This window comes from Haladaptatus sp., from assembly GCF_049589095.1.
GTDB lineage: Archaea > Halobacteriota > Halobacteria > Halobacteriales > Haladaptataceae > Haladaptatus.
The window spans coordinates 1-10,368 of sequence record NZ_JBAWAC010000411.1 but is presented as its reverse complement, the minus strand read 5'-3'; the positions used below and the strand labels follow the sequence as shown (position 1 = coordinate 10,368).

At 59.7% G+C, this 10,368-nt stretch carries 11 protein-coding genes and 1 pseudogene; 5 read left to right on the top strand and 7 right to left on the bottom strand.

What is annotated here, in order from left to right:
• The first annotated feature begins 228 nt into the window (after positions 1–228).
• Positions 229–426: a dodecin gene (locus WBV42_RS12970; RefSeq protein ID WP_423986400.1), complete on the top strand. Its 198-nt coding sequence runs from the start codon at positions 229–231 to the stop codon at positions 424–426.
• 58 nt (positions 427–484) lie between these two features.
• Here WBV42_RS12970 and WBV42_RS12965 read toward each other — a convergent pair whose 3' ends face one another.
• The 3 genes from WBV42_RS12965 to WBV42_RS12955 all read right to left on the bottom strand — a co-directional run bounded on the left by WBV42_RS12965 (position 485) and on the right by WBV42_RS12955 (position 2,547).
• Positions 485–853, bottom strand: coding sequence for a HesB/IscA family protein (locus WBV42_RS12965; RefSeq protein ID WP_423986399.1), 369 nt, complete (start codon positions 851–853; stop codon positions 485–487).
• A 189-nt stretch (positions 854–1,042) separates the two neighbouring features.
• On the bottom strand, positions 1,043–2,038 hold the full coding sequence (locus WBV42_RS12960; protein WP_423986398.1) for a DUF1028 domain-containing protein: 996 nt from the start codon (positions 2,036–2,038) through the stop codon (positions 1,043–1,045).
• A gap of 122 nt (positions 2,039–2,160) precedes the next feature.
• Positions 2,161–2,547 carry a DUF7528 family protein gene (locus tag WBV42_RS12955; protein ID WP_423986397.1) on the bottom strand — a complete coding sequence of 129 codons (387 nt, stop codon included), beginning with the start codon at positions 2,545–2,547 and terminating at the stop codon, positions 2,161–2,163.
• 324 nt (positions 2,548–2,871) lie between these two features.
• Here WBV42_RS12955 and WBV42_RS12950 point away from each other — a divergent pair, with 324 nt between their 5' ends.
• Complete coding sequence (locus WBV42_RS12950; protein WP_423986396.1) at positions 2,872–3,588, top strand: DUF7117 family protein; 717 nt, start codon at positions 2,872–2,874, stop codon at positions 3,586–3,588.
• Between the two features lie 19 nt (positions 3,589–3,607).
• Here WBV42_RS12950 and WBV42_RS12945 read toward each other — a convergent pair whose 3' ends face one another.
• The 4 genes from WBV42_RS12945 to glyA all read right to left on the bottom strand — a co-directional run bounded on the left by WBV42_RS12945 (position 3,608) and on the right by glyA (position 6,488).
• Entirely contained in the window at positions 3,608–4,546 is a 939-nt protein-coding gene (locus tag WBV42_RS12945; RefSeq protein ID WP_423986395.1) for a bifunctional methylenetetrahydrofolate dehydrogenase/methenyltetrahydrofolate cyclohydrolase, read from the bottom strand.
• Positions 4,547–4,669: 123 nt separating this feature from the next.
• Complete coding sequence (locus tag WBV42_RS12940; RefSeq protein WP_423986394.1) at positions 4,670–4,999, bottom strand: hypothetical protein; 330 nt, start codon at positions 4,997–4,999, stop codon at positions 4,670–4,672.
• Positions 5,000–5,004: 5 nt separating this feature from the next.
• Positions 5,005–5,175, bottom strand: a complete 171-nt coding sequence (locus WBV42_RS12935; protein ID WP_253227145.1) for a hypothetical protein — start codon at positions 5,173–5,175, stop codon at positions 5,005–5,007.
• Positions 5,176–5,240: 65 nt separating this feature from the next.
• A complete protein-coding gene (glyA, locus tag WBV42_RS12930) occupies positions 5,241–6,488 on the bottom strand; it encodes a serine hydroxymethyltransferase (protein ID WP_423986393.1) in 1,248 nt (415 codons plus the stop codon).
• Between the two features lie 106 nt (positions 6,489–6,594).
• Here glyA and WBV42_RS12925 point away from each other — a divergent pair, with 106 nt between their 5' ends.
• From WBV42_RS12925 to WBV42_RS12915, 3 genes and pseudogenes are all read left to right on the top strand, one after another.
• Positions 6,595–8,697, top strand: a complete 2,103-nt coding sequence (locus tag WBV42_RS12925) for a hypothetical protein (RefSeq protein WP_423986392.1) — start codon at positions 6,595–6,597, stop codon at positions 8,695–8,697.
• Positions 8,698–9,177: 480 nt separating this feature from the next.
• Entirely contained in the window at positions 9,178–10,002 is an 825-nt protein-coding gene (gene tbsP, locus WBV42_RS12920) for a transcriptional regulator TbsP (protein ID WP_423986391.1), read from the top strand.
• Positions 10,003–10,084: 82 nt separating this feature from the next.
• Positions 10,085–10,368 (top strand): annotated as a pseudogene (locus tag WBV42_RS12915) (YcaO-like family protein); the annotation flags it as partial.

The following is a 10,368-nucleotide window of genomic DNA, read 5'->3' as shown; positions in this document are numbered from 1 at the left end:
CGACACCATGCTCGACTTGGTGTTCGATACGGCGGGCGGCCTCGTCACCGCACTCTGGGGGACGGCCTACCTCACCGACGTGACGGGTGCCCTCGCGGCCCGCCTCGACGCACGGATGCAGGGGTCCGAGTAACGAACGGAATACGGAACGGGATGGGAGGATACGGAACGGGATGGGACCGGGACGGCCGATGCGGTTTTTACCGGTGCGGAACAATCACATACTCCATGGTGTTCAAGAAGATCACCCTCATCGGAACGAGCAACGAAGGGTTCGACGAAGCGACCGAAAACGCCATCGACCGGGCGGAGGACACGCTCGACAATATCAAGTGGGTCGAAGTCGACACCCTCGGCGTCGAAGTCGCCTCGGTCGAAGGGCGTCAGTACCAATCCGAAGTGACAGTCGCGTTCGAACTGGACTGACGGAAAAACAGCCACCGATCAATTCTTTTGCCGATACCGCGAGCTTCGTCGCGTCGAATCAGGTTCGGAAGCTCTCGCCACAGCCACATTCGGAGACCACGTTCGGGTTCTCGACGTGGAATCCCGCACCTTGGAGACCGGTCTCGTAATCCACGACGCTCCCCTCGATGTAGTTCATGCTCGCCGGATCGACGAACACCCGCAGACCGTAATGTGTGAACACCGTATCGTCAGGCTCCGGTTCGTCATCGAACCGCATCCCGTACGACAGTCCGGCACAGCCACCCTGCTGTACGAACAGTCGAAGCCCCGCTACCGAATGTTCGAGGCCTTCGCTGTCCAGCAACGACAGCGCTTGTTCCGCTGCATCTTCGGTCACCTCGATTGTCGGGCTTTCCTCCCCGTTCGGTGCGGCATCTGTACTCATAGATACTGCTAGTCGGTCAAGCCTCATTAACGTTAGCCCACTCGCAAACGACTCCGGAATCGGTTTTCTCCGAACCACAAAAACCGCATCCCGTCCTCCCCAACCGATTCCCCGGGGGAGCGTCGCTCTCCCGTGCTCTCGTTCAATTACAGCAGAATCGAAATCCGAAAATTCCCTCTCGTATCGCCGTCACTTCCGTTGCAGTCGGGAGAGGCCGTGCCAGATGGCGTCGACCATCTTCCCTTGGCCGTCACCTGACGACTCGTCCCAGCCGCGTGCGAGGGCGTCCTCCAGCACGGGAAGCGAGTGGTTTTCGAAGTTGTTCAGGCCGCGGAAGTCCTCCAGGGCGTCGCGCTCCTCGTCGCCGAATCCCGTCGATGGTGTCCCCTCGAAAAAGCCCATCTCCGCGAGCGTGCCGCTGACCTGTTCCGCAACGTCGCCGGTCAGTTCACGCGTCTCGTCCGGGGCTTCGCGCTCCAGAAGGGTCACGTCGTAAATCTTGAAGACGCGTTCCAGTTCGTCGATTGGAGTTTCGTGGTCGTCGACGCGCACGTCCACCCAATGGTCGTTACGGCCCTCGTAGCCACCTTGCGGTTTGGCGATGTAGAGCGCGGCGCTCTGTTCGCCGCGTTTGTCACCACCGGCCTCGTTGCCCGCGTGGAGCGCGGCGATGAGTCGTTCCGGTAGTCCGCCGTCGGTCTCCTCGAACGTCTCGGCCATCGCTTCGAGGGTGGCCCGGTTTTCGAGGATGTTCCCCTGCACGGTGTAGTGAGCGCCCTGAATGTCGCCCGCGTAGTCGAAACACTCCACGCCCGTGAAGGCGGCTATCGAATCCTCCTGTGCACCCACGTTGTGGGATTTCGTCCGGCGGCGAGCGGCGATGGGTGCCTCGACGACGCCGAGTTGCCGCGACTCGAAGTCGGGGTCGGCACCGGTGAGTTCCATCACGACTTCGTCGGCGGGGGTACCCTTCCGAAGCAGTCCGAGGCCGTCCGGTCCGTAGGAAACGTTGGCGAAGCTCTGTGTGGCGATGGCTCCGGCGTCGGCGCTGACGAACGGAACGACGCTGCCGACGCTGACGAACTTCGATTGGACGGCGACGCCGATGGCGTCCTGTTCCGGGTCGCGAGCGACGATGGAGAACGTGGACGGTCGCGGTCCATCGTCTGTGGCGTGGTGTGACATACGCGGGAGAAAGCAGTCCATCCCGAAAAGCGTTCACTAGTCGGAAGCGTCGTCGGGGTTCCCGCGCTGCTCTTCGTGTAGTATTGGCCCGTAGGCCCTCCGCGTATCGTTCGTCCGCGTTTCTACCCTTCCGTTTTGCCCTCCTTCTGCACGGTAAGTGGCTGACGCGAGACGAGTTCGCAGTCGAACTCGGGGTGTTCGGCGAAGTGATGGACGAGTATGTGACGTCGTCCGCCGGTCAGTCCCCGTTCGCCCACGTCATCGGCGGTGAACGCCCCGGGAAGCCGGTCATACAGGTCCACCAGTACGTCGAAGCGCTCGAACACCTTTCGATGACCAGCGGAGTCAGCACCACGGCGTGAGACGACGTAACTCCCGTCGTCGCGGTGCTCCCCGGCAGTGTAGAGGTATTCGCGGCGTTCGGTCAGCGCTCGACCGAGAACCTCGTGCAGGTGGATTGCCTCGCGTCTGGTGAGTTCGTGTGTCTCGCCGGAGACGGTCAGCGACACGCCATCGTCCGTGCGTTCGGCGGAGACTGGCGTCTCGGGTGGAGCGGACGAGTCGTTCGCGGAATACTCCGCAGAATCAGCGGTACAAGTGGCCGAGAATTTCTCGACCAGTCGCCACGGGGCGACTTACTCTATCCTCCGAGCTTGTTTCACTCGACATGGTAATACGGTGTAGTTCGTGACCGCTGATAAATGTACTGGGGAGAAAGGAACTGCAGCGGGGGAGAAGGACCGCACCGAAGGTGAAAGAGGGGAGGTGAAAGAGGAGAGAGGAGACCGCTCACGCGCGTGAAAGTTTTTACCGCGGGCCTGTAACGGATGGGCATGAAAGTTCGCGGAACCCGTGAGTGCAAGCGCTGCGGGAACCAGTGGTCGTACTACGAGACGGGGAGCGTCACGTGTCCCGACTGTGGAAGCATGGAGAGCGTCGGGCTGGACGAGAATCGTCTCCAACAGACCGACCGTCCGGCGACGCTCGAACTGGTCGAAATACGCAACGCACTGGACAAGGAACCGGCGCGCGAAGTCGCAAGCCTCGCGGCGGAGGAAGGGCGCAGATACGTCAGAAAGCGTGGATTCATCCGCGGCGGCGAACTCCTCCCGCTCGACGGCACCTACCTCGCCGCGAACGAACTCCGCCACGCGGGCGAGTTGTTCAGTCGGTCGATGCGGATGACCGACGACGAGGAGATTTACTTCTACTCCCTGCTCAGCGGGGCCGACGAGGGCGAACGACCGGACACCGAGGACCTCCCGGAGTCGATCTACGAGATCCGCGGGTTGGCCGACGCCGAATCGCTCAAGGAATATCACCGGGAGATGGGGGAGTGGACCAGGGAACACGACGTCAGTCGGGAGAGCAGGAGTACGCTGGAAACCCTCGGGGAACACGTCCGCAGAGCGCAGGCGCTCGAAGGCGGGACCGACATCGACACCGCGGAAGCGCTCGTGTCGGCCGCCCGTGAGTTGCGGCGATATTTCGACCAGGGCGATACGGACGCCCTCGCAAGCAGTCAGGACAGACTCGACCGGTTAGGATAGCGCCGTTCGACGCTCCGCTTTACGGCAGTTCGACGTCGATGCCCGTCTGCTCTCCGGCGGCCTTCACCGTGTTGTAGAGCAACATCGCCCGCGTCATCGGGCCGACGCCGCCCGGCACCGGCGTAATCGCGCTCGCTTTCTCCTTTGCGCTCTCGAAGTCCACGTCGCCGACGAGTTCGTAGCCCTTCTCGTTGTCCGACTCGTCAGAGTCCGTCTGACTGCCCGCCGAGCTTTGCTCGGCGACATCCACGCGGTTGACACCCACGTCGATGACGGTCACGCCCTCGGAAAGCATCGAACCGTCGATGAGTTCGGGGACGCCGCAGGCCGCGACGACCACGTCCGCTTCGCGGGTTTTCGCGGGGAGGTCATCGGTACGGGAGTGACACACCGTCACCGTCGCGTTGCCACCCTCGGCTTTCTGAATGAGGAGGTTCGCGAGCGGTTTGCCGACGATGTTCGACCGACCGACGATGACCACGTCCTTGCCTTCGGGGTCCACGCCCGCCGATTCGAGGAGTTTCTGGACGCCGTGTGGCGTGCAGGGTTTGAATCTTGGGTGGCCCGCCACGAGCATGCCGACGTTCTCCGGATGGAAGCCGTCCGCGTCCTTTTCCGCGTCGATAGCGCGGAGCACCTTCTGCGAGTCGATATGGTCAGGGACCGGCATCTGGACGAGAATCCCGTGGACGTCGGGGTCCTCGTTCAGGTCGTCGATGGTGTCGTACAGTTCCTCGGCGGGTGCCTCGGGGTCGATTTCGATGTGAATCCCGTTGATACCGACCTCCTCGCAGTCCCGCTGTTTCATCGAGACGTACGTCTCGCTCGCCGGATCGTCGCTCATGAGCACCGTCGCCAGTCCCGGCGTTACACCCTCCGCCTTCAGCGTCTCGATGCTCTCGCCGAGGTCGCTTCGAATACCCTCCGCAACCGCACGCCCGTCGATGATGTCCGTCATTACCCGACGTTGGCACTCGAAGCCCCTTAAACATCCGGGTTCGTGCGTATTTTTGGCCTTTAGAATTCAGATATATGCATGAATGTGTATCGTATTGGTTAGAGAAACTATGACACCATGATGTCAACTCGAACGGGAATCGAACGGGCGTACGTTTCGCCACCGCTCGTGGTACACTTTCACGGTCTTCGTAGCGCCGTCGTCGGTGGAACTGATTCCGGTTCCGACCCCAGAAATCTCCCCATCCACCCGTTCGTTTAGCTCCTCCCAGACGACATCCTTAGCGGCCTCGGCGGCACGGAATTCGATCCATCCTTCGACCGGCATCGTATCGTATTCCGTTTCCCCGCCGATGTACTTCGGATACCGAATCACGTCGTCGTGTTCGACGTATTCGACGCTCTCGTCTTCCACGCGTACGGTCGCCCGAAGAACGTCTGAATCGTCGGTCATCGGTATCACCGAGTCGATTGAATCCGGTCCACCTGCTCGCGCGGATGGAACTGGTTCGCCGTCTCCGTCTGGATACGAATCCAACCCGGGTAGATGGCGACGGTCACGTCGGCGAGGGATGTTCCGTCGGTGAACACGATATCGGCGCGTTTGAAGCCCGCGAGTTGTTCAGGCATGGTCGAACCTCACGGCGTGCCGAATTAGATGTGTCGCTCGCAAAAAAAAGAAACGTTGAGACGACTTATTCGTACAGCGGGTTCTCGTCGCAGAGCGCCTGCACTTCCTCGGCGACTTCGGCCTTGACGTCCTCGTCGCCGATGTGGTTTATCGTACGGGCAATCAGGTCGCCGACGCGTTCGATGTCGTCCGCGTCGAAGCCGCGGGTCGTCAGCGCGGGGGTACCGGCGCGGATACCGCTGGCGACGAAGGGCGAGCGCGTCTCGCCCGGAACCGTGTTCGCGTTGAGGACGATGCCGACGTCTTCGAGCGCTTCCTCGGCGTCCTTGCCCGTCACGTCCTCGTGGGATTCACGCAGGTCCACGAGCACGAGGTGGGTGTCCGTGCCGCCGGAGACGAGACCGAAGCCGTGGTCCTGGAACGTCTCGGCGAGCACTTTCGCGTTTTCGACGGTCTGGGCGGCGTACTCCTCGAACTCGGGTTGGAGCGCTTCCTTGAACCCGACCGCTTTGCCTGCGACGTTGTGCATCAATGGGCCGCCCTGCATACCGGGGATGACCGCCGTATCGACGGCGTCGGCGTACTCCTCGTCGCACATGATGATGCCACCGCGTCCGGCGCGGATCGTCTTGTGCGTCGAACCGGTGACGAAGTCGGCGATGCCGACCGGCGAGGGGTGTTCGCCAGCGGCGACGAGGCCCGTGATGTGAGCGATGTCGGCGAGGTGGTACGCATCCGCTGCGTCGGCGGCCTCCTGAATCCGCTCCCATTCGACCTGTCGCGGGTAGGCGGAGTAACCCGAGACGATGATGTCGGGGTCGAATTCGACGGCGTGATCGTAAATCGCGTCGTAGTCGAGGTAGCCGGTTTCGGTGTCCACCTTGTACTGTTCGACGTCGTACAGCTTTCCGGCGAAGTTCACCTTGTGACCGTGGCTGAGGTGGCCGCCGTGGGTCAGGTCGAGCGAAAGGATCTTGTCGCCGGGGTCGAGAACGGCGAGGTAGACGCCCATGTTCGCCTGCGAACCGCTGTGCGGTTGGACGTTGACGTGTTCCGCACCCCAGAGTTCCTTCGCGCGCTCGATGGCGAGGCTCTCGACCGTGTCGATGTGCTCACAGCCACCGTAGTATCGCTCGCCGGGATAGCCTTCCGCGTACTTGTTCGTCAGGGTGCTTCCCTGTGCTTCGAGAACCGCCTCGCTGGCGAAGTTCTCGCTGGCGATCATCTCCAGCGTGTCGCGTTCGCGTTCGACTTCCGCTTCGAGAGCGTCGGCGACTTCCGGATCGGTCGCTCGAACGTGGTCGTACTCCATGTGAAATCCCGAGACACCGCGAGGTATAAGTTTACCCTTCGCACGGCAGATCGCCGTCCCCGACAGAAATATAAACTAACAGTGAGATAACGCTTCTATTACCGGTATGATCGAATGGGAGGAAACGGAGACAGGGGTTCGCGCGTTCGACCGGACAAAAACGGGGGTCACCATCGATGCACCCGACTGGAAGTCCGGCGGCGAGACGCAGGAAATCGAACCGCCGGTCGACGAGTTAGTCCCCGGCTACGCGTCCGAACTCACGTTTCCTCCGAGTTTGGTGAACGTCACCGAAGTCGAGACAGGGGAGCAGTACAAGCACGGGAATGACACCAAACCCCTCGAACTTCCCGACGGGGAGTACCTCGCAAACATCCACGGGAACGTCAAAACGTATCTCCGATTTTCGGGGCCAGCGTCCATTCGTAAAACGGACGATTTCGAGTCGTTAATCATCGATTTCCACGAGTGGATTCCGATTACGTTCGGCTTTCGGAGCCATCACAACGTCCCACTCGATACGATAACCATTCCACCGACGACGGAAGGACTAGCGACAGCGATTACGTATGCCTCGTCATCGCACAAGGCGACCGGCCCAGATCGGTCATATCCAACCCTCCGCGGACATCCACCTCGATTCGAGGTAGGGGACGAGTTGAACATCCCGGAACCGGTGCGCGCCGAGAAAAAGAACGTCGGCATCGAGATACGAGTTCCCGACGATTTCAGGACGTTGTTCGTCACCGCACCCCTCGCGTACTATCTGCAAGCGGACGTGGTGGTCGAAGAGCGTGATGCGCCGGTGCTTTCGGCACCCGAGGTCAACTTCACGTACGTTTTCAGTCCCCTCCCGTCGTATCAACACGAAGTCGCGGACATGCTCCGTCGGTTGTTCTTTTTGGACTGTCTCGTCCGCAATGAGGGACCGTACTGCTGGGAACTCGCGGAGTTGGATCTACTCGATGAGATCGATATCGACGCGAAATCAACCTACGGGGCCACTCCGGCCGAACAACTGGTTACCTACGACCTCGTGGATTTCGACCGTATCGACGATGGACTTCCGGATTGGCATCTAGCGATGTACGTCGAGCCGTCGCTGGAAAACGTCCCCTCGCTCCCGTATCTGCTTGCAAACCTGAGCCTCATCTACCTCCCAGAATCGTCCAATCTACAGAAGACCGAACTGTTGGACGTATCACTCGGTGACTTCTATCGTGGTAATCCACAAGCCGCACCATCGAAGCCACGTGCGGTTTCGGCCGATAACCCGTACCGGACGACGAACAGCGTTACGTCAGTCGATAGGGTGATGCCCGAACTTCACAGGGGGCGTGTTCATGGATGGTTGGCGGATGGCGTGCCCATCGATGTGTTCAAGGTCGAACCGAGTGCCTACGAGAACCGGTTCAAGTACCTCGAAGAGTCGGAAGGGGAAATCGACGTGACCCTGATACTGAACGACGAGACGATGGAGGACGAACACGAGGACGTGGCCGAGATCTACCTGGAGCGGTCGGAAAATCTACCTATCAAGGTTACGGTTCGTGAACATTTGACATGCACGGAACTCGCCAAGGTGTTGGAAACACCGAGCGATTTCGTCCACTACATCGGCCACTGTGAGAGGTCCGGACTGCGCTGTACCGACGGCAACCTCCCGGTGTCGTCCATCACGGAGAGCAACGTCCAGACCTTCTTTCTGAACGCGTGTGGCTCCTACTACGAAGGGATGGAGCTGATTAGGAAAGGTAGTGTGGCCGGTGCAGTGACGTTCAACAAGGTGTTGAACAAACAGGCCGGGAAAGTGGGTGTTTCGTTCGCCCGACTGTTGATAAACGGCTTCAGCATCCAGCGAGCCCTTCAAATCGCTCGACGGCGAATCATGATGAACAAGGACTACGCAGTCGTCGGTGATGGGACACACCAGTTAACGCAGTGTGGGACCGTCTTTCCGACGATAGGACGCCTTACAAAGGTCAACGGATACAAGTTCCAGTTATCATATAGTTCGATCGCGGAGCGAATGCATGGTGGATACTATCAACCGTTTTTGAAGGAGGATAACAAGATGTACCTCAATGGACACGATGCAGTCTTCACGCTAGATCAGGCTGAACTCAAATCGTTTCTCACGCGGGCAAAAATTCCGATTGTGTATGATGGTGAACTGTACTGGTCGAGCAAGTTGGGATCGCTGTTGTAATCAGGGTCCACCGCCAGCAGTACCGGCTTCCAGCGGTGTAATGATACCACCCGTGTAGACGACCGATACAAACATCAAGGTGAATGCTGCGTTCAACGCCCACGGATGACTCGCAAACCACTGTCGGATTTCGGATCGCATGGTATGTGTTGAAACACCACATCCATCATACTTCATCCTTTCGGACTGTTCACGCAATCTTGATTTGGTAATTACCGCTTACCTAACGGAATTATCCGGTTATTCCCGGCCAACAACGGTTATCGGAAGGTAAAATTACGTGATATTGTGCGATCTGGGCACTCTCGCGGGGACACTGAAAAATTCAAATTCACTGAAGAGATTTCGGAGATCAGGCCGATATTATACAAATTTAGAGATTATAATTACGTCGTTGACTAATTGTTCATGCTACATAACCTATGATTTCCGTTGAGTTCGAGCGTTAAAATTAAATACATGAATCTCTTCCCTGCTACCATGGAAACAAAATCGAACCTCTTGAACCAAAGCGTCCACGAAATCCTGCAGACGGTCATCGATCAAGGTCCCGACGTCATGCTCGTCGTGAACCCATCCGCGAGCGCGATCGAGGACCTCATCGACGCCGCAACGGAATACGAAGGTGACCTCCCCGAGATGCGCATGCTCGCGGACGAGAGTACCTTGAAGGACGTGATGGAGGACTTCATCATCGCCAGTAACGCCGCAGACCTCATCGACGAGGATGCACTCACCCTTCGTACGACTGACGACACCTCCGGCAACTCGCTCCTCGTCACCGACGACGTCGTCATCGCGCTCGTCACGGCGGGCGACCGCGTTGGCGGTCTCACCTCGGACGACGACGACTTCGTTGACGCCGCATACGGTACCTACTCGGAGTTCTGGGACGACGCAGGCGCCTTCTCGCTCCGCACGCCCCCGATCACGCGTGTCCGCGAGACGCTCGGCGACGAGATCAGCCCCGAGGCGGAAGACGACTTCAACAGCGTCCTCGCGTCCCTCGAAACCGCACGTGGCGACGGAGACGGTCTGGACGAAGTGACGATCAGCCTCCTCGTCGCGGCCAAAAACGAGGCACTGCTCTACGACATCAGCAAGTGGGGCGAGGACGTCGGCATCGCAAGCAAAGCCACGTTCTCCCGCACGAAGACAAAGCTCGAAGACATGGGCCTCATCGGCACGGAAAAGGTCCCCATCGACGTCGGTCGCCCACGCCTCCGCCTGAAGCTCGCCAACGACGAACTGCAGAGCGCGGACACCGACCAGCTCGCTGGCGTCGCACAGAGCATCCTCAACTAAGCCGAACTCCTTCCGTTTTTTCAGTACCCGTGAGCGGTAGCTATCCGCCGTATTTTTGCCACCACGCCGTCTCGTCCCGTGCATGAACAGCGTGCTGGGCGTGGTCGGACAAGGACGTGGTGCGGATGCGGTCGTCGCGGCGCTCTCGGATATCGAAGGAAGCGTCGAAGAACTCGACGACGACGCGATCGACGAGGCCGATTTCGCGGTCGTCATCGACGAGGTCGGGGCACCCGTTTTCAGGCGTGCGAATCGCGCGGGGATTCCGTGGATCGCCGTGGAACTCGGTGGCGTCGGTGGACATGCGATCGCCGGGGTGGATGCCGCGGTTTCAGGATTTTCCCCGGAGACGGCCTGTTTCGAGTG

What these genes read in the sequence shown, in the direction of transcription:
- WBV42_RS12960 (WP_423986398.1), bottom strand. Translation starts at nt 2,038, where the DNA reads ATGTCACACCACGCCACAGACGATGGACCGCGACCGTCCACGTTCTCC.
- WBV42_RS12965 (WP_423986399.1), bottom strand. Translation starts at nt 853, where the DNA reads ATGAGTACAGATGCCGCACCGAACGGGGAGGAAAGCCCGACAATCGAG.
- WBV42_RS12925 (WP_423986392.1), top strand. Translation starts at nt 6,595, where the DNA reads ATGATCGAATGGGAGGAAACGGAGACAGGGGTTCGCGCGTTCGACCGG.
- WBV42_RS12945 (WP_423986395.1), bottom strand. Translation starts at nt 4,546, where the DNA reads ATGACGGACATCATCGACGGGCGTGCGGTTGCGGAGGGTATTCGAAGC.
- WBV42_RS12935 (WP_253227145.1), bottom strand. Translation starts at nt 5,175, where the DNA reads ATGCCTGAACAACTCGCGGGCTTCAAACGCGCCGATATCGTGTTCACC.
- WBV42_RS12940 (WP_423986394.1), bottom strand. Translation starts at nt 4,999, where the DNA reads ATGACCGACGATTCAGACGTTCTTCGGGCGACCGTACGCGTGGAAGAC.
- WBV42_RS12970 (WP_423986400.1), top strand. Translation starts at nt 229, where the DNA reads ATGGTGTTCAAGAAGATCACCCTCATCGGAACGAGCAACGAAGGGTTC.
- WBV42_RS12950 (WP_423986396.1), top strand. Translation starts at nt 2,872, where the DNA reads ATGAAAGTTCGCGGAACCCGTGAGTGCAAGCGCTGCGGGAACCAGTGG.
- tbsP (WP_423986391.1), top strand. Translation starts at nt 9,178, where the DNA reads ATGGAAACAAAATCGAACCTCTTGAACCAAAGCGTCCACGAAATCCTG.
- glyA (WP_423986393.1), bottom strand. Translation starts at nt 6,488, where the DNA reads ATGGAGTACGACCACGTTCGAGCGACCGATCCGGAAGTCGCCGACGCT.